The sequence below is a fragment of the Pseudomonas sp. AK106 genome (assembly GCF_053903055.1).
Genome location: NZ_CP096426.1, coordinates 1,631,860 through 1,649,945 on the forward strand (window position 1 = coordinate 1,631,860; position 18,086 = coordinate 1,649,945).

Consider the following 18,086-nt stretch of genomic DNA (forward strand, 5'->3'; position numbering starts at 1 on the left):
TGTATTAAGCCCTGTACGAAAAGTGGCTTTTCGTACAGGGCTTAGAAAGATCTTTCATCCAAATTCGGATACTCGTAATGAAAACTGGCAAAGAGCTTAAACCCGGTACCGTGATCAAGCTGGAAAACGATCCTTGGCTGGTTCAGAAAGCTGAATTCACCAAGTCGGGCCGTAACAGCGCGATCATGAAAACCAAGCTGAAGAACCTGCTGACCGGCTACAAGACTGAAATCGTCTACAGCGCCGACGACAAGCTGGACGACGTGATCCTGGACCGTAAAGAAGCCACGCTGTCTTTCATCAGCGGCGACACTTACACGTTCATGGACACCACCGACTACACCATGTACGAGCTGAACGCCGAAGACATCGAAGCCGTTCTGCCATTCGTTGAAGAAGGCATGACCGACGTCTGCGAAGCGATCTTCTTTGAAGAGCGTCTGGTTTCCGTAGAGCTGCCGACGACCATCGTGCGCACCGTCGACTACACCGAAGGTTCGGCTCGTGGCGACACCTCGGGCAAGGTCATGAAGCCGGCCAAACTGGCCAACGGCACCGAGCTGCAGGTGGCTGACTTCATCGAAATCGGTGACAGGATCGAAATCGACACCCGCGAAGGCGGTTCCTACAAAGGCCGTGCCAAATAAGCACAGTTTTTGTAATGCCGGTGATGTAACGCCGGACACGAGAAAGCCCGACCCTCGAGTCGGGCTTTTTTGTGGCTGATAGGAAAGCGAGCTGCGAAACACGCTCACCTCGTAGGAGCAAATCCAAAGACAGCCGCAGCTGTACACGGGATCAGTGTCACCCACGGAATCAGTATGTGGCCAAGGCCTTAGGGATGATCTCCCACAGGGCCCCTTTTTGCTGCGCGACAGGGGGCGACTAAACGACAAAATCCAGCAATGCAAAACGGGCCGACCACTGCTGGTCGACCCGTTTTTATACTGCCTTTACTTCAGATGAAGCTTCAGCTCTTGCGAAGCCTGCAGCAGGGCCGAGCGCACTTCCGGGACCTGGCTGACCACGTTCAACAGCCCGTAATCGTGGATCATGCCGTTGTAGCGAACTGCCGTGACCGGCACACCGGCCTGGTCCAGCTTGCGGGCGTAGGCTTCACCTTCGTCGCGCAGCACGTCAGCCCCTGCGGTTTGCACCAGGGCAGGCGGCAGACCTTTCAGCTGCTCGGTCGTGGCCCGCAGCGGTGAGGCATAGATCTCGGCGCGCTGTTTCGGGTCGGTGGTGTAGTTGTCCCAGAACCACTTCATCATGTTGCGGGTGAGGAAGTGACCCTCGGCAAACTGATCGTACGAACCGGTATCGAAGTTGGCGTCAGTCACCGGCCACAACAGCACCTGATAACGGATGGCCGGCGTGCCTTTGTCTTTGGCCATCAGGCTGACAACCGTCGCCATGTTGCCCCCGACGCTGTTGCCCGCCACCGCCAGACGCTTGCCGTCGACGTTGATTTCCTTGCCATGCTCGGCGACCCATTTGGTCGCCGCATAGGCCTGGTTGATCGCCGTCGGGTAGTGGGCTTCAGGTGATGGGGTGTAGTTGACGAACACCGCCACTGCCCCCGAACCCTCGACCAGATCCCGCACCAGACGTTCGTGGGTCGGGTAATCGCCGAGCACCCAGCCGCCGCCGTGGAAATACATGAACACCGGCAAGGTGCCTTTGACGCCGGCCGGACGAACGATCGTCAGGCTGATGTCTTGGCCGTCCACCGAAATGGTCTTCTGGCTGACATCGGCCTTGGGCAGGGTCAACTTGACCCCGGCTTGGGCACCGGTCAGGACGGCGCGGGCATCTTTGGGCGAAAGCTGTTCGATCGGCTTGCCGCTTCCCGAATTCAGCGCGTCCAGAAACGCCTGCGTGTTGTGCTCGACGCCCGTATCGGTCGCAGCAAAAGCGTTGCCGATGGACAGTGCGAGGAGCGAGCCAGCCAGAATCTTGCCAAACGTGTTCATGTTCTTCTCCCGGTCAGACGAGGGTTGGAGGCGAGGCCTTACGCCAGGTTTTTACACAGTCACGTGCAGACGAACGTCGACGTTGCCGCGTGTGGCGTTGGAGTAAGGGCAGACCTGGTGGGCTGCATCGACAAGCGCCTGGGCTTCGGCGTGTTCAAGGCCCGGCAGGCTGATGTGCAGGTCGATGTCCAGACCGAAACCGCCAGGGATCTGGCCGATGCCGACGTGGGCAGTGATCGACGCGTCAGCCGGGATGGTTTTCTTGCTCTGGCCGGCGACGAATTTCAGTGCGCCGATGAAGCAGGCCGAGTAGCCGGCAGCGAACAGTTGCTCTGGGTTGGTGGCTTCGCCGCCAGCGCCGCCCAGTTCTTTCGGGGTGGCCAGTTTGACGTCGAGAATTTTGTTGTCGGAAACAGCGCGGCCATCACGGCCACCGGTTGCGGTTGCGACTGCAGTGTAGAGCGCTTGCATGGTAATTCCTCACGTGCTGATGGGTTGGATGGTGATAACTGAATCAGGGTCTGCTTGGCGCTAAAGTTTTGTGCGCTAAGCAAGTGAGATGGAATGTACTGCGCCAATGTTTAGTGCGCAAGATAAATTTTCGAGATTTTTGAGGTGAGTCGATGAAGGGGTCTGATCAGAGGCTCTCGAGCAGATTTCCACGCAGGGCGAGCAGGTCTTTCTGCAGGGCCTTGAGCTGTTCAAGGTTAATGCCGCTGGCGGCGAGAATGCATTGCGGAACGCCCTGGGCCTTTTTGTGCAGCGCCTTGCCTTGCTCGGTCAGGGTCAGCAGCACCACGCGCTCGTCTTCCCTGCTGCGGGTACGGCGGATCAGGCCTTCGGCTTCCAGACGTTTCAGCAGTGGCGTCAGCGAGCCCGGTCGCCATGCGTCATACGGCAGCTCTACCCCATAGTCGTTAGCGCTACTGGATCCGCTCAGGATCAGGCTCAAACCGCATCCGAGCAGGACGTTGATGATTTTTGATCGGCCTTCACCAAGAGTCATAAGGGATGCCGAACTTGTCGATGTATGCTCGCGACTCTGGTTCTAGCTCCAAGGCATAACGGCCATTCGTACGCCCTTGGTCAGGTCCTTTTTCAACCACCTTGCCTTGCACCCGACTGACTTCGACTGCGTCAATACAAACTCCCATGAGCCAGGTTTTGACAACGCCACCAGGAGCCAGACCTACCACCAGATTCTTTCGGTAGTCATCGATCCATACCTTGCTTGTATCGCAATAGGTTTTCCCCCCTTCAAGCATGGATTGCTGAATCTGCTCCGGGATATCAATGTAGGCTTCATAGGTTTGGGGTTCTGCCAACGATTGCCAGCGGACATAAATCAGCCGAGGGACATCCGCTCGCCACACGTGTTTACCTTTTCCGTCGCCCGGTCGTGTAGGCCAGCCTTTTGGATTCCCCCGGAGATTGGGTGGCGTCTGGATCCCCGCCACGCCACTCATGGCCCGTCTGAATAACCGGCCTTTGACATCGACGACATTGGCTGTCTCAATCCAGACTTCCATGTAGTTGGGAGCAAAGAAGCCCAGTCGCCATGCGTCATAAGGCAGCTCCACCCCGTAGTCGTTAGCGCTACTGCATCCGCTCAGGATCAGGCCCAATACGCATCCGAACAGGACGTTGATGTTTTCTGATCGGCCTTCACCAAGAGTCATAAGGGATGCCGAACTTGTCGATGTAGGCCTGCGATGCCTCATTGGGAGGGCGATAGTAATGACCGTTTGAATGGCCTTCATGAGGACCTTTCTCGACTATGTGACCCTGCACGCGGCTGACTTCAATCGCGTCGATACAAACTCCCATGAGCCAGGTTTTGACAATACCGCCGGGAGCGAGACCTACCACCAGATTCTTGCGGTAGTCATCGATCCATACCTTGCTTGCATCGCAATAGGTTTTTCCGCCTTCAAGCATGGATCGTTGAATTTGCTCCGGGATGTCAATGTAAGCCTCGTAGGTTTGTGGCTCGGCCAAAGATTGCCAACGGACATAGATCAAACGAGGCACATCTGCGCGCCAGACGTGCTTACCTTTTCCGTCGCCCGGTTGTTTAGGCCAGCCTTTTGGATTTCCCCGGAGATTGGGTGGCGTCTGAATCCCCGCCACGCCACTCATGGCCCGTTTGAATAACCGCCCTTTGACATCGACGACATCGGCTGTCTCAATCCAGACTTCCATGTAGCTGGGAGCAAATAAGCCCAATCGCCATGCGTCGTAAGGCAGCTCTACGCCATAGTCATTAGCGCTGCTGCATCCGCTCAGGATTAGAGCCAATACGCATCCAAGCAGCGCGTTTAACCTACCGATTGCCATGAATAATCCGCTGATGGTCATCAGTTGGCCGATTGATGAACATTGGTTCGATGCTTGTTCTATTCCTGTCTTTCACCGCGTTCCAACTGGCTGAAAGGTGGATGTAGCGTAGTAACAACAAGTCCTCTTCAGCGGCGGTTAGATCAAGCGTTGTTCTCCTGCCTGTTGCATAACCCAGAATCTTCGCTGAAATGGTGGCGAGATCAGTCGGCAAGGACAGGCGCTGGTCGTGCTCGTTGATCACATCGAGCGGGGCGCCGTGCTGTACTGCCAGCTCCCGCATCACCCGCAAATAAATCTTCGACAAATCTCCCTTCACCTCACGATCAAGTGTGGTGATGACGTAAACCTGCTTGTGAAGGGGGATTTGATTTTCCTGGGTGCGCTCTTCGTCTTCGGAGCGGCAATGTATATCCACCTCAAGACCCTGATCGACCAAGCGTCTGACCAAAGGGCCGACGCTTTGAATGGATTGTGAAAACGCAAGCGACTGTTCGTTGGGTGTGGTCTTTCGTTCCCGGCTACTCGCCGGTTTCGCGACCAGCAGCCGTTCACGCATACGCGGCCGGTAGCCGCCGCCAATGTCTGAGTGCGAGCCGGGCAGAACGATATCGTTCTCGGTGCGGATCAGGGCGAAATTCAATCGATGCTCATCCCGCGCCACTAACTGCACTACTTTGCGGGCGGCACCCGTTGGAAGTCCCAGGTTGAGTCCCCCGTTGCGATCATTGCCGGGGCTGAAATCCAGCATTAACGGTGTGACAATGGCTGGCACGGTATCGAAGAGGCCGATGAAGTTCAGATGGACATCATGCTGGACACGCCAACCGAAGCCTTCAACGAATATTGAGGCACTGGTAGGCACTGCTTTTGCAAGCAAGCTCTCGACGCCTTTGCGCATGTCATTGGCGAAATGACGAGCGGCGGCGGCTCCGCGGCTGAACCCGAATATATCGATCTCAAGACGGCGAATAGTTACTTCTGGATTGTTGCGGTTAAATCTCAGCAAGCGCTCCACAACCGACTGCGAACTCTGTTCAACCCGAGCCAGTACTCCATTTTTTCCTCTCCCAGTTGCTTGACCCCAAAGATCGTCATCTCCGCCGCTGACGGTTCCGATCCCTTCGATGTACACCGCTATGGAAGCTTCATCAGCTGCTGAATCAATACGCTCGCCGGCTTGGTCCATGTACAAATCATAAAGCCGCGCCACATTCGAGGTGTCATTCCCAAAGCTGTTGTCTGGCGCACTCCCGTCAATCCCATAGCCAAACTCGGCACAGAACTTCTGAATTTCTTCGGCTTCATTTTCCAGCCCGACATCCCGCGCCATGCAACCTGCAACCGTTTCGCTGTTGGCCTGGTTGTTCCCGGTGCCATCAAAGAACACGCCAAGGCGCAGAGTGATCAGTTGCTCTTGCTCGACTTCTTCTTCCTCTTCTTCGAGGTCCTGCTCCATCTCCGCGTTGGCAGTACGTGCGCTGAGTGGCATCGACGTAGTTGCGACGGCAGCACCCTGCCTGTAACCAGAGGCGGAAAAAGGCCTGCCGGCTACTGCCGCCGAACTCTCCTCGTTCTCGTAGGTGGCACAGAACAGCGACGGCTCCAACCGGGCTTTACAGGGGCAACCGCTGACACTGTCCAGGGTGCCGGCCAGGCGAATGCCGTCACTGGTCATGTGGGAAATTCCGCCGCTGATACGATACGTTTTACCGTCGACACCGCACTTCACCGCGTCGCCCTCTCGCGACTGTTCAATGCCGTGCAACACCATGCGGGAGGTTGCTTGCGTGACGAATCCGCCACAGCTGGTCTTGTCGTTCAGTCGGATGTAATAACCGGTAGCCATCAGTGCTCGTTCCCTGTTCAGGTGTCGCGTCCATGCGAAAGAGTGGAGATGTGGGGAATCCACGCGAAAGCCTGATGGGCAGGTCGCGCAATGGAACCAAGTGGGGTGTTATTCGGCGTTAGCGCTGCCAACGGCAGGCAGGAAGTCGGCAGCCAAAGGGACGCCCTGGCGGGCTACGAACGGTCTGTGGGGCTGTGGCGTGTTGATGATCTCGTCGCCGTTGCACAAGCGGCTCCCCACCAACGCGACGTGACCATTGCTGTGGCCTGCGCCTGTGATGATGTGGGCGGTGGAACCATCCGGATAAAGAACGCAGTCTCCCTTGTGCGCTAAGCGCACTTGCTCGCCGTTCTCCAGGATGCAAGTGATGGTCGACTGCGTTTTTTGAACAACACCGCCGTTGCGCGTCTGGCTGCCTTCAGTGGCAAGCCGGTAGATGCCGATGGGTGGGTGAGCCAGGCAATAGGCTTCGTTTTTGCGAATGACCGCCACAGCGTCTTCGTGAAATCCAGCCATTTGCTCAGAGGTAAAGGTTGGCTTGTCGAGTGACTGAAGAAGGTCGGATGTCGCTTCATTGGTGTACATCGGAGCGAGTGAGGTATTCATGCCCATGTCCTGAGTCGTGATCATTCTGAGAGGGCCGTCCCAATCCATGCGGGGTGACTGAGCGGGTCGGGCAGAAATGATGATCAGGATCAAAGCCGGAAAGCGAAGCGCCTTGCCTGCGATGACGTAGGACAGAAATGAAAAGCGCGTCGTCCATTTCTTGCAGAAAGTGTCTACTCGTACTCAGCAAAAAGCCCCTGACTCTTGCGAGTTCAGGGGTTTCACTGTGCGTGTGAGCGAGTGTCAGACAGTCATGTGCAGACGGACATTGACGTTGCCGCGCGTGGCATTGGAGTTAGGGCACTTGGCGGGCTGCATCGACCAGCGCCTGGGCTTCGGCTTGTTCAAAGCCAGCAGACTGATGTGCAGTACTGCGCTACTGCTTAGTGTGCACATTAAATTTTGAGCATTTTGAGAATTGCCGATTACGGCAGCCGATCAGAGGCTCTCGAGCAGATTTCCACGCAGGGCGAGCAAGTCTTTCTGCAGGGCCTTGAGCTGTTCAAGGTTAATGCCGCTGGCGGCCAGAATGCATTGCGGAACGCTCTGCGCCTTTTTGTGCAGCGCCTTGCCTTGCTCGGTCAGGGTCAGCAGCACCACGCGTTCATCTTCCTTGCTGCGGGTCCGGCGGATCAGGCCTTCGGCTTCCAGTCGTTTCAGCAGCGGCGTCAGCGAGCCCGGATCGGTCAGCAGGCGCGTGCTCACCTCTCCGACGGTCAGGCCGTCGCGCTCCCACAACACCAGCATCGCCAGGTATTGCGGGTAGGTCAGGTTCAGCGCCTGCAGCAGCGGCTTGTACACCTTGGTCATCATCAGCGACGTCGAGTACAGGGCGAAACACAGCTGGTTGTCCAGCAGCAGCGCGTCGCAGCTGCCAGCGCCAGCCTTTTGGGATGGCTCGTTGGCGTTCATGGGTGTCCCTCGCTCGGTCAGTAGTGGTCGGTAATTTAGTACCCAGATGTTTAATGCACCAGATAATTTCGGTAATGGCTGGGCGTGTAGCTTTCTATCGATCGGCGGCAGGCGCCGACAATGCTGTGAATCGGTGGTACACCCTGGAATCGTCAACGCGGATTTCCTCGACGGCGCTGACTGCGTAGCATGCGCGCTGAAATCGGATCAGAGGAACGCCCGTGATTGTCGACGTATTGATGTACCTGCTGCTGGGCGCCGCCATGGGCACACTGGGTGGACTGTTCGGCATTGGCGGCGGGCTGGTCGCCATTCCCGCGCTGGGCGTGTTGTTCGGGCTCGATCAGCAACTGGCCCAGGGCACGGCGTTGTTGATGGTGCTGCCCAACGTGCTGCTGGCGCTGTGGCGTTACAACCAGCGCAATCGGGTGTCGGTGCGCCATGCGCTGGCGCTCATCGTGCCCAGTTTCACGATGTCCTGGCTGACCTCACTGTGGGCGGTGCGCGTTGACCCGCAAAGCATGCGCCTGGGCTTCGTCGGGTTTCTCATCGTGCTGACGCTGTTCAACCTGATCCAGATGGTCTGGCGCAAGGGCACTGCAGGCGCCCAATTGCGCCACACCCGATGGTTGTGGCTGCTGGGTGTGGGCTCGGGCGTCACCGCCGGGCTGTTCGGCGTCGGCGGCGGGGTGATCGCGACACCCATTCTGACCGGCCTGTTTGGCGCAACGCAGGTGGCGGCTCAGGGCCTGGCGCTGGCACTGGCGGCGCCGAGCACCACGATTACCCTGGCCACTTACGCCTTGCACGGGCACGTCGACTGGCTGATGGGCATTCCCCTGGCCATCGGCGGGCTGGCCAGCATCAGCTGGGGCGTCGCCTTGGCGCACAGTTTGCCGGAGCGTACGTTGCGCTCGCTGTTCTGCGGCTTTCTGGTGATCTGCGCGATCATGCTGTGCTTCAAGCTGTGATCTAACAGCCTGAGTCTTTTTACAGCCTGAACCCCTCGGCAATGTGATCGGCCAGGCACTCGGTGATCGGCGACGGGTTGTTGGGGTTGCGCAGCAGCACGATGCTCGCCGACGGCAATTGCGGCAGCCCGTGCTGTTCCCCCAGCACTTCGAGGTCCGAGGTGATCAGGCTTTGCAGCTGTGCCGTCACCGCCAGCCCGGCGCTGACCACCGCCATGATCGCTGACAGGCTCGCGCTGGTGTAGGCCACCCGGAACTCGCGGCCGGACGCCTGTAGCGCGTTGATTGCCCACTGCCGGCAAAAGCAGTCGGTGTTGAACATCGCCAGCGGCATCGGCGTTTGCTCCTGTGGGCAAAAGCCTGCGCCGACGGCCCAGACGAACCGCTCCTGGCGCAGGATCTGGCCGATTTCCTTGCCGGGCTCGCGGGTGACAATGCTCAGGTCCAGGTCCTGGCGTTGCAGCAACTGCGACGAAGACTCGCAATGCACTTCCACCTGCACCAGCGGATAGGCCTGGGCAAAACGCTGCAAAATCCCCGGCAGAAAGCGCATCACGTAATCGTCCGGCGTGCCGATCTTCACCGTGCCGACCATGTGCGGCTCGCGCAGGGTGTTGAACACTTCGCTGTGCAGTTTCAGAATCCGCCGCGCGTAGCCCAGCAGCACCTGGCCTTCCGCCGTGAAGCTGATGGTGCGACCGTCTTTCAGAAACAACGGGCGCCGCACCACGTCCTCCTCCAGCCGTTTCATTTGCATGCTGACGGCCGACTGCGTGCGATTCACCACCTCGCCCGCCTTGGTGTAACCGCCCTCGTCGGCGATCGCGACAAAGGTGCGCAGCAGTTCGCTGTCGATACTCGGGTAGGTGGTCATGCATCAATCTCCCAGATGCAGTGCATAAGAAACATTCGTTGGATTGATCTTAGGCCCGGCGAGAGAATCTGCCCATCCCCACTGGAGGGCAGGACGATGAAAGGTCAAAAAGGTTATGTACTGGTCGCAAAGCCTCTGTCGCGGGCATTCGCGCTGAAACATTGGTGGAAAGGATTTGTGGCGCAGGTTGCTCGCTGGCGCAAGCTGCATCAGCAGCGCGTCGAACTGGCCATGCTGAGCGATGATGCGCTGAAGGATCTGGGCCTGAGTCGGGCGGATGTCTACGAAGAAATGCAGCGTCCTTTCTGGGATGACCCGATGAAGCGCTGACAGGGCAGCGGATGATCGGTTAGCGTTGGGCACCGCCTTGGAGGTTGCAATGCCCGCCGAACTGCCGATCCACCCGCCACTTTCCCTCAAGCACGCGCGCCGGCTGGCGCTGGCCGCCCAGGGCTTCAGCAGTCGCCAGCCGCATGCGGCGATCAAGGCAGCCCACGTCACACAGCTGATCGAACGGCTCGGCGTGCTGCAGATCGATTCGGTGAACGCGCTGGTGCGATCGCACTACTTGCCGCTCTTTTCCCGGCTCGGCCCTTACCCGCGCACGTTGCTGGAACAGGCAGCATGGGGCCAGGGTCGGCAGCGCAAGCTGTTCGAATACTGGGGCCACGAGGCGTCGTTGCTGCCGGTAGAGCTGTACCCGCTGATGCGCTGGCGAATGCAGCGCGCGGCCCAGGGAGAGGGCATTTATCAGCAACTGGCCAAGTTCGGCCGCGAGCAGCAAACCACCATCGCCCGGGTGTTACAGACCGTTCGCGAGCAGGGCGCGTTGGGCGCGGGCAGCATCAGCACCCGACAGGATCGCGCCGGGCCGTGGTGGGACTGGAGCGCCGAAAAGCATGCGCTGGAGTGGCTCTTTGCAGCGGGTGAGGTCACGGTCGCCGGCCGTCGCGGTTTCGAGCGGTTGTACGATTTGCCCGAGCGCGTTCTGCCGTCGGCGATCGTCTGTCACCCCGATATTGGCGAATCCGACGCACAGCGCGGCTTGCTGCTGCATGCGGTCAAAGCGCTGGGCGTCGCTACCGAAAAGGACGTGCGCGATTATTTCCGGCAGGACCCGGCCCCGGCGAAGCGCGGGTTGGCAGAGCTGGTGGAGGAGGGCGCGGTTCAGCGGGTTCAGGTGCAGGGCTGGAAGCAACCGGCGTATACGCTTCCTGGCCTGACGGCGCCGCGCAAGGTGGCGGCCAGCGCGTTGCTGTCGCCTTTCGATTCCTTGATCTGGGAGCGGGCGCGGACCGAGCGGCTGTTCGATTTCCACTACCGTCTGGAGATCTACACCCCCGCGCACAAGCGGATTTACGGCTATTACGTGCTGCCGTTTCTGCACAACGAACGCATCGCCGCGCGCATCGACCTGCGTGCTGAACGGGCGGCAGGGCGTCTGGCGGTCCATGGGGTTCACGAAGAGCAACCCGGACTGGATGACGAAGGCATGCACGCCCTGGCGATGCACCTGTGGCAACTGGCGAAGTGGCTGGAACTGCCGCACGTGCTGATCAACTGCCAGCGCGCCAGTGCGGCGCGCTTGCGGGAGGCGTTTGTGGCCAGCGGCTTCGATCACCTGTAATGAAATGTAGATTCTAGGGTCTGACATCCGACGCTTTCCTGGCTAAAGCCAGTCCTACAGAAAACGGTGCGCCGTTAGTAGGACCGGCTTCAGCCGGGAAGGAGCCATGGCAGTCAGACGCAGCCCCCCTACCGACGCACCTGCTTCAACGTCTCGGCGATCAAAAACGCCAGCTCCAGCGACTGATCGGCATTCATCCGCGGATCACAATGGGTGTGGTAACGGTCCGACAAGCCATCTTCGGTAATCGGACGCGCGCCGCCGATGCATTCGGTGACGTTCTGTCCGGTCATCTCGATGTGGATGCCCCCGGCGTAGGTCCCTTCGGCCTGATGCACCTGGAAGAACTGCTTCACTTCCGCAAGGATCTGGGCGAAGTCGCGGGTCTTGTAACCGCTGCTGGCCTTGATCGTGTTGCCATGCATCGGGTCCGAACTCCACAGCACCTTCTTGCCTTCGCGCTCCACTGCACGGATCAGCCCCGGCAAATGGTCGCCGACCTTGTTGGCGCCCATGCGCGCAATCAGGTTCAAGCGTCCCGGGTCGTTGTCCGGGTTGAGGATGTCGATCAGGCGGATCAGGTCGTCGGTGTTCATGCTCGGCCCGACCTTGACGCCGATCGGGTTCTTCACGCCGCGCAGGAATTCCACATGGGCGCCGTCCAGCTGCCGTGTGCGGTCGCCGATCCACAGCATGTGTGCCGAGCAATCGTAGAAATCATTCGTCAGGCTGTCGCGACGGACGAAGGCTTCTTCGAAATTCAGCAGCAGCGCTTCGTGGGCGGTGAAGAAACTGGTTTCGCGCAATTGCGGCGAGGTGTCCATGCCGCAGGCGCGCATGAAGGCCAGGGTCTCGTCGATGCGATCGGCGAGCTGGCTGTATTTGTCCGACAGCGCCGAGTTGGCGATGAAATCCAGGTTCCACTTGTGCACTTGATGCAGGTCGGCAAAACCGCCCTGGGCGAAAGCGCGCAGCAGATTGAGGGTCGCGGTGGACTGGTGATACGCCTGCAGCAGGCGATCAGGGTCGGGCACGCGGCTCTTCTCGTCGAAGCCGATGCCGTTGACGATGTCGCCGCGGTACGCCGGCAAGGTCACGCCATCTATCGTCTCGTCGTTGGACGAGCGCGGCTTGGCGAATTGCCCGGCCATGCGCCCGACCTTGACCACCGGACAACCGGCTGCAAACGTCATGACGATCGCCATTTGCAGCAGCACCTTGAAGGTGTCGCGGATTTTCGCCGCCGAGAATTCGAAGAAGCTCTCCGCGCAATCGCCACCCTGCAGCAGGAACGCCCGGCCCTCGGTGACCTCGGCAAACTGTCGGCGCAGCTCGCGTGCTTCCCCGGCAAACACCAGCGGCGGGTAGCTGGCAAGGGTCTGTTCGACACGGCGAACGTGCTCGGCGTCCGGGTATTGAGGTTGCTGCTGGATAGGCAAGTTCCGCCAGCTGTCGGGGCTCCAGGGTTGGCTCATGTTGAACTCGAAGTCAGTGCGATCGGACAGGCATGTTAGCAGCTCGCTCCGAGAATTTGCGTGACCTGCGGGGCGTGATTCGCCGACAATCCGCGCCTTTGCGGGCCGCTTTCAGCTCCCTTTTGCACGCCAGGCCCGGTGCGCGGCTACGTCGATCGCTGAGCGCGGCGATGCTAATCCCTGCGGGCGCTATCCCGAATCACTCTGACCATGGGCACGAGAACAGCAATGACCGAGGAACGCGTAGAGCACGTGTTGGCCGAAGTTCACGACGAATTCGGCAAAATCCGCGTACTTGAAGTGGCCGATTACCGCTTCCTGGAGTTCGGTGACGCCATCGAACAGAGTTGCACGTTCACGGCCGATCCGGCCTGGCTCGAATACGACTACACCCGCGCCATGTTCATTGGCGCCCTGTGCCATCCCGCCCCGGAAAGCGCGCTGTTCATGGGGCTGGGCGCGGGCACGCTGACCCAGGCGTGCCTGAAGTTTCTCCCCCTCGACGACGTCGAAGCCATCGAACTGCGCCCCGATGTGCCGCGTCTGGCCATGGAATACATGGGCCTGCAGGACGATCCCCGGCTGTACGTGCGCATCGGCGACGCCCTCGACCTGCTGCCGACCGCCGAAGACGCTGACCTGATTTTCGTCGATCTCTACACCGACACCGGCCCTGCCGTGGGCCATCTGGCCTGGGGGTTTCTCGAAAAATGCCAACAGCGCCTCAACCCCGGCGGCTGGCTGATCATCAACCAGTGGGCGTCGGACGATGGCAAACCACTTGGGGCGGCGCTGCTGCGCGGGCTTTATCACCGGCATTACTGGGAACTGCCGGTGAAGGAGGGCAACGTCATCCTTATCGTCCCCGCTGACCTCGATCAGACGCTGGACATTGACGCCCTCACCCAGCGCGCCGAAAGCCTCGCGCCGCAGCTGGGCTATTCGCTGTTGCCGCTGATCAAGACGCTGCGGCCTGCGACGTGATCAGCATCCCCGTTCAGCCGGCTCTGTCAGCAAACTCTGATTAGCAGCCTTTGAACACCGGGGTGCGTTTTTCCATCATCGCCTGCAGGCCTTCCCTGGCGTCTTCGCTGTCGAGCACCCGCCGGACCAGCGCCGGCAACGCCTTCGCCGCGACGCTTTCACCCTCGAGCACAGCCTGACGCGCGGACTCCAGGGTGATGCGGACTCCCAGGGGTGCCCGGTCGGCGATGTGCCGGGCCAGGCGCAACGCCGAGGGCAGCAGGTCTTCCGGGGCCATCACCTCCTGCACCAGGCCCATGCGGCACGCTTCGTGGGCGTCGAATTCATCGCCCGTCAGCAGCCAGCGCATGGCATTGCCCCAGCCCGCGATCTGGTGCAGCCGCAGGGTCGCGCCACCAAAGGCGAAAATGCCGCGCTGCACTTCCAGATGGGCGAAGCGGGCGTTGCTCGCGCACAGGTTGATATCAGCGGCGAGCATCAGCTCGATGCCCAGGGTCAGGCACCAGCCCTGGGCCGCGACGATCACCGGCTTGCTGACCCGCGGACCGACCGACAGACCCCAGGGATCGTAACCGCCGGGCGGGAGCGTCCAGCCTTCTCTCAGTGCCGGGCCGGCCTTGGCCAGATCGAGCCCGCCTGTGAAATGGTCGCCGTGGGCAAACACCACCGCGACCCGCGCCTGGTCGTTACGCTCGAACTCCCCGTAGGCCAGGCTCAGCTGGTTGAGCATATCCAGGTCGAAGGCGTTGCGTTTTGCGGCGCGGTCCAGGCCGATGAGCATGATTGCGCCGCGCTGTTCCCGGCTGACGTGGCCTTTAATCGAAGAGGTCATGTCGCTGTTTCCTGCAGATGAGGAGAAAGGGAGGGTGGGGTGTCGCACTGTCTGGGTGAATCGTTTAAGCTCTGCCCGCTACCGATACCGGGCACATGAAAAGTAGACACTGACGCAGCTTTGCGCAAAGCCTGTGACAGTTGGCCGCAAGGGGCTGATTCGCGAAAAAAATCCTCACTTATTTCAGCATTTCCGGTATAGTGCGCGCCGGCCTTTCATAGGGCCCTCGTCACGGTATGGGTTCGCGAAGCCATCTTCTCGAACCGGTTCGGTCACGAACCACCCATGACGATCCATTCATCAATACGTTTTCGCAAATCCCCGCCGACAAAGCAGCCAGGGTGACTCTAGGGTCTTACACGGCACGCGCAGCTTTGAAGCATGGGTCTTTGCGGATGCACTCAGAGGCAGACCCATGACCCAGGAAACCGGCGGCTTCGCCGCTCTCAACCTTCACCCGACAATTGTTGCAGCTGTAGTAGCCACCGGCTACGAAGAGCCTTCGGCCATCCAGCAGCAATCGATTCCAATCATCCTCGCCGGTCACGACATGATCGGCCAGGCGCAGACAGGTACCGGTAAAACCGCCGCCTTCGCTCTGCCCATCCTGAGCCTGATCGACCCGGCGAAACGCGAGCCGCAAGCGCTGATCCTCGCGCCGACTCGTGAGCTGGCCCTGCAAGTGGCCACCGCGTTCGAAACCTACGCCAAGCAAATGCCGGGCGTGACCGTTGTGGCTGTCTACGGCGGCGCGCCGATGGGCCCACAGCTGAAAGCCATTCGCAACGGCGCTCAGATTGTCGTCGCCACCCCGGGTCGTCTGTGTGACCACCTGCGTCGTGACGAGAAAGTCCTGGCCACCGTTAACCACCTGGTTCTCGACGAAGCCGACGAAATGCTCAAGCTGGGCTTCATGGATGACCTCGAAGTCATCTTCAAGGCCATGCCTGAAACCCGTCAGACCGTGCTGTTCTCGGCGACCCTGCCGCAGTCGATCCGCGCGATCGCCGAGCGTCACCTGAAAGACCCGAAGCACGTCAAGATCCAGAGCAAGACCCAGACCGTTACCGCGATCGAGCAGGCTCACCTGCTGGTTCACGCTGACCAGAAGACCTCTGCCGTACTGAGCCTGCTGGAAGTCGAAGATTTCGACGCCCTGATCATGTTCGTGCGCACCAAACAGGCCACTCTGGATCTGGCCAGCGCCCTTGAAGCCAAAGGCTACAAGGCTGCTGCGCTGAACGGCGACATCGCCCAGAACCAGCGTGAACGCGTCATCGACTCCCTCAAGGATGGCCGTCTGGACATCGTTGTTGCGACTGACGTTGCTGCCCGTGGTCTGGACGTTCCGCGCATCACTCACGTGTTCAACGTTGATATGCCGTACGACCCGGAAGCCTACGTTCACCGTATCGGCCGTACTGGCCGTGCCGGTCGCGAAGGTCGCGCCCTGTTGCTGGTCACCCCGCGTGAGCGTCGCATGCTGCAAGTGATCGAGCGCATGACCGGTCAGAAAATCGCCGAAGTCCGCCTGCCGGACTCCCAGGCCGTTCTCGATGCCCGCATCAAGAAACTGACCAACAGCCTGTCGCCGCTGGTCGCTGATGCCGAAGCAAGCCATGGCGAACTGCTGGACCGCCTGACTGCCGACATCGGTTGCACCCCGCGTGCCCTGGCCGCTGCTCTGCTGCGCAAGGCCACCAACGGTCAGGCGCTGACCCTTGGCGCGATCGAGAAAGAACGCCCACTGGTGCCGAACAACGCGCCACGTGGTGATCGTCCGGAGCGTCCAGCTGGCGACCGTCCTGATCGTGGCGACCGCGAACGTCGTGCCCCGGTGCCGTTGGCCGAAGGCCGTGCTCGCTGCCGTACCGCGCTGGGTGCCCGTGACGGCATCGCTGCGAAAAACCTGTTGGGCGCCATCCTCAACGAAGGTGGTCTGGCTCGTGAAGCAATCGGTCGCATCCAGGTGCGTGACAGCTTCAGCCTCGTCGAACTGCCGGAAGACGGTCTCGAGCGCCTGCTGGCCAAGCTGAAAGACACACGCGTTGCCGGCAAGCAGTTGAAGCTGCGTCGCTATCGTGAGGACTGATCTGCTCTTGAGCTGATCGTCTGAATAAAAAATCCCCGACTGGTTCGGGGATTTTTTTGCGTGGGATTTGGAGGCTAGTACTGCGTTTGGATGACTATTTGAAGGGGACTGATTTATTTACAACGGTTCACTGTAAATTAATCTGTCCCCGTTTTGTCTCTGGCGCCGATCCCATAGACGGAGGGGGGGAGGCACGAGGCCGAGTGGGTTTTGGTTGGGTAGGACCGGCTTCAGCCGGGAAGGCGTCGGTTGCCACGCAACTGACCGGGGACAGATTAATTTACGATGAAGCGCTGTAAATAAATCAGTCCCCTATAAGTGCGCTTCCCGGCTGAAGCCGCTCCACGGGAACAAAACCAGCCCCCTCAACCAAACCGATAGATGTCCATCCCCAACGCACCCATGGTGAAGCCCTGATGCTCAATGCTGAACTGTCCGCCCGCCGCCCGCGCGAAATACAGCGGCAGCAGGTGTTCATCGGTCGCAGTATTTGAAGGGGACTGATTTATTTACAACGCTTCACCGTAAATTAATCTGTCCCCGTTTTGTCTCTGGCGCCGATCCCATAGACGGAGGGGGGAGGCACCAGGCCGAGTGGGTTTTGGTTGGGTAGGACCGGCTTCAGCCGGGAAGGCGTCGGTTGCCACACAACTGACCGGGGACAGATTAATTTACGATGAAGCGCTGTAAATAAATCAGTCCCCTATAAGTGGTCCCCTATAAGTGCGCTTCCCGGCTGAAGCCGCTCCACGGGGACAAAACCAGCCCCCTCAACCAAACCGATAGATGTCCATCCCCAACGCACCCATGGTGAAACCCTGGTGCTCGATGCTGAATTCCCCGCCCGCCGCCCGCGCAAAATACAGCGGCAGCAGGTGTTCATCGGTCGGGTGGTTGCGCGCGGCGTTGGGTGCCTGATTTCGATAGTCGTGCAGCGCTTCCAGGTCGTCCGCCTCGAGCTTTTCCACCATCCAGTCGCGGAATGCGAGGGCCCAGGGCGTGATGCTCTCAGGTCCCGCCTGCCAGTCCAGCTCGCGCAAATTATGGGTGATGCTGCCAGAGCCGATCAGCAGAACGTTTTCCTCACGCAGCCGATTCAGCGCCTGCCCGACGCGTGTCTGCAGGGCAGGGCCCATCCGCGTGGGCAGTGAAACCTGCACGATGGGAATGTCCGCCCGCGGGTACATCAACGACAATGGCACCCAAACCCCATGGTCGAACGGTCGCTCGGTGTTCATGCGCGCCGGCAGGTCAGCCTCTGCCAGCAGCTCCAGCACGCGCTGCGTCAGCTCCGGCATGCCGGACGCCGGGTACTGCACGGCGAAGAGTGCAGGGGGGAAGCCACCGAAGTCATGCCAGGTCTCCGGCTGCGGATTGCCGTTGACCAGCAGCTCGTTGCTTTCCCAGTGCGCCGAGACCATCACGATGGCCTTGGGGCGCGACAGGGAGGCGGCCAGACGCGCGAGCGCCGGCCCGCTCTCGCCCGGTTCGAGGGCAAGCATGGGCGAGCCGTGGGAAATGAACAGGCTAGGCAGCATTTGCAGTGTCCTGAGC

18 protein-coding genes and 2 pseudogenes are annotated in these 18,086 nt (G+C 60.1%); 6 read left to right on the forward strand and 14 right to left on the reverse strand.

All coding sequences use genetic code 11. The features are described 5' to 3' along the window. Nucleotides 1–77: 77 nt before the first annotated feature. Nucleotides 78–647 carry an elongation factor P gene (locus M1E04_RS07440; protein ID WP_456292673.1) on the forward strand — a complete coding sequence of 190 codons (570 nt, stop codon included), beginning with the start codon at nucleotides 78–80 and terminating at the stop codon, nucleotides 645–647. Between the two features lie 306 nt (nucleotides 648–953). Here M1E04_RS07440 and M1E04_RS07445 read toward each other — a convergent pair whose 3' ends face one another. The 9 genes and pseudogenes from M1E04_RS07445 to M1E04_RS07485 all read right to left on the reverse strand — a co-directional run bounded on the left by M1E04_RS07445 (nucleotide 954) and on the right by M1E04_RS07485 (nucleotide 7,677). Further along, nucleotides 954–1,973, reverse strand: a complete 1,020-nt coding sequence (locus tag M1E04_RS07445; RefSeq protein WP_192133735.1) for an alpha/beta hydrolase — start codon at nucleotides 1,971–1,973, stop codon at nucleotides 954–956. Between the two features lie 51 nt (nucleotides 1,974–2,024). Then, complete coding sequence (locus M1E04_RS07450; protein ID WP_455914318.1) at nucleotides 2,025–2,444, reverse strand: organic hydroperoxide resistance protein; 420 nt, start codon at nucleotides 2,442–2,444, stop codon at nucleotides 2,025–2,027. A 166-nt stretch (nucleotides 2,445–2,610) separates the two neighbouring features. Continuing rightward, entirely contained in the window at nucleotides 2,611–2,979 is a 369-nt protein-coding gene (locus tag M1E04_RS07455) for a MarR family winged helix-turn-helix transcriptional regulator (RefSeq protein ID WP_456292674.1), read from the reverse strand. After that, nucleotides 2,966–3,652 (reverse strand): DUF2931 family protein, encoded by a 687-nt coding sequence (locus tag M1E04_RS07460; RefSeq protein WP_192133733.1) that lies wholly within the window; start codon nucleotides 3,650–3,652, stop codon nucleotides 2,966–2,968. Before M1E04_RS07460 ends, M1E04_RS07455 begins: the two co-directional genes overlap by 14 nt. Continuing rightward, on the reverse strand, nucleotides 3,639–4,331 hold the full coding sequence (locus M1E04_RS07465) for a DUF2931 family protein (RefSeq protein ID WP_456292675.1): 693 nt from the start codon (nucleotides 4,329–4,331) through the stop codon (nucleotides 3,639–3,641). Before M1E04_RS07465 ends, M1E04_RS07460 begins: the two co-directional genes overlap by 14 nt. After that, nucleotides 4,297–6,159, reverse strand: a complete 1,863-nt coding sequence (locus tag M1E04_RS07470; RefSeq protein ID WP_456292676.1) for a PAAR domain-containing protein — start codon at nucleotides 6,157–6,159, stop codon at nucleotides 4,297–4,299. The genes M1E04_RS07465 and M1E04_RS07470 overlap by 35 nt, the downstream gene beginning before the upstream one ends. Nucleotides 6,160–6,267: 108 nt before the next feature. Then, on the reverse strand, nucleotides 6,268–6,765 hold the full coding sequence (locus M1E04_RS07475) for a hypothetical protein (RefSeq protein WP_456292677.1): 498 nt from the start codon (nucleotides 6,763–6,765) through the stop codon (nucleotides 6,268–6,270). A gap of 243 nt (nucleotides 6,766–7,008) precedes the next feature. Further along, nucleotides 7,009–7,117, reverse strand: a pseudogene (locus M1E04_RS07480) (organic hydroperoxide resistance protein); the annotation flags it as partial. An 86-nt stretch (nucleotides 7,118–7,203) separates the two neighbouring features. Further along, complete coding sequence (locus M1E04_RS07485; protein WP_456292678.1) at nucleotides 7,204–7,677, reverse strand: MarR family winged helix-turn-helix transcriptional regulator; 474 nt, start codon at nucleotides 7,675–7,677, stop codon at nucleotides 7,204–7,206. 239 nt (nucleotides 7,678–7,916) lie between these two features. Between M1E04_RS07485 and M1E04_RS07490 the strand changes: the two genes are divergently transcribed. Then, nucleotides 7,917–8,648, forward strand: coding sequence for a sulfite exporter TauE/SafE family protein (locus tag M1E04_RS07490; protein ID WP_456293159.1), 732 nt, complete (start codon nucleotides 7,917–7,919; stop codon nucleotides 8,646–8,648). A gap of 19 nt (nucleotides 8,649–8,667) precedes the next feature. Here M1E04_RS07490 and M1E04_RS07495 read toward each other — a convergent pair whose 3' ends face one another. Then, nucleotides 8,668–9,522, reverse strand: coding sequence for a LysR substrate-binding domain-containing protein (locus M1E04_RS07495; protein WP_065993052.1), 855 nt, complete (start codon nucleotides 9,520–9,522; stop codon nucleotides 8,668–8,670). A gap of 96 nt (nucleotides 9,523–9,618) precedes the next feature. Here M1E04_RS07495 and M1E04_RS07500 point away from each other — a divergent pair, with 96 nt between their 5' ends. Together M1E04_RS07500 and M1E04_RS07505 are read left to right on the forward strand one after the other, a co-directional pair. Next, nucleotides 9,619–9,852: a DUF1127 domain-containing protein gene (locus M1E04_RS07500; RefSeq protein ID WP_244657006.1), complete on the forward strand. Its 234-nt coding sequence runs from the start codon at nucleotides 9,619–9,621 to the stop codon at nucleotides 9,850–9,852. Nucleotides 9,853–9,901: 49 nt separating this feature from the next. Continuing rightward, nucleotides 9,902–11,149: a winged helix-turn-helix domain-containing protein gene (locus tag M1E04_RS07505; protein WP_456292679.1), complete on the forward strand. Its 1,248-nt coding sequence runs from the start codon at nucleotides 9,902–9,904 to the stop codon at nucleotides 11,147–11,149. 128 nt (nucleotides 11,150–11,277) lie between these two features. On the opposite strand, the gene M1E04_RS07510 is transcribed toward M1E04_RS07505, so the two are convergent. Beyond that, the gene (locus M1E04_RS07510; protein WP_065993057.1) at nucleotides 11,278–12,624 is read right to left on the reverse strand and encodes a class II 3-deoxy-7-phosphoheptulonate synthase; all 1,347 of its coding nucleotides are present in this window, start codon (nucleotides 12,622–12,624) and stop codon (nucleotides 11,278–11,280) included. A 228-nt stretch (nucleotides 12,625–12,852) separates the two neighbouring features. Between M1E04_RS07510 and M1E04_RS07515 the strand changes: the two genes are divergently transcribed. After that, on the forward strand, nucleotides 12,853–13,608 hold the full coding sequence (locus M1E04_RS07515) for a spermidine synthase (protein ID WP_065993059.1): 756 nt from the start codon (nucleotides 12,853–12,855) through the stop codon (nucleotides 13,606–13,608). 40 nt (nucleotides 13,609–13,648) lie between these two features. Here M1E04_RS07515 and M1E04_RS07520 read toward each other — a convergent pair whose 3' ends face one another. Continuing rightward, nucleotides 13,649–14,440, reverse strand: coding sequence for a crotonase/enoyl-CoA hydratase family protein (locus M1E04_RS07520; RefSeq protein WP_456292680.1), 792 nt, complete (start codon nucleotides 14,438–14,440; stop codon nucleotides 13,649–13,651). A gap of 415 nt (nucleotides 14,441–14,855) precedes the next feature. Here M1E04_RS07520 and M1E04_RS07525 point away from each other — a divergent pair, with 415 nt between their 5' ends. Further along, entirely contained in the window at nucleotides 14,856–16,532 is a 1,677-nt protein-coding gene (locus tag M1E04_RS07525; protein WP_065993064.1) for a DEAD/DEAH box helicase, read from the forward strand. 365 nt (nucleotides 16,533–16,897) lie between these two features. On the opposite strand, the pseudogene M1E04_RS07530 reads toward M1E04_RS07525, so the two are convergent. Then, nucleotides 16,898–17,014, reverse strand: a pseudogene (locus M1E04_RS07530) (dioxygenase); the annotation flags it as partial. A 288-nt stretch (nucleotides 17,015–17,302) separates the two neighbouring features. Further along, complete coding sequence (locus tag M1E04_RS07535; protein ID WP_456292681.1) at nucleotides 17,303–18,070, reverse strand: DODA-type extradiol aromatic ring-opening family dioxygenase; 768 nt, start codon at nucleotides 18,068–18,070, stop codon at nucleotides 17,303–17,305. Between the last annotated feature and the right edge of the window lie 16 nt (nucleotides 18,071–18,086).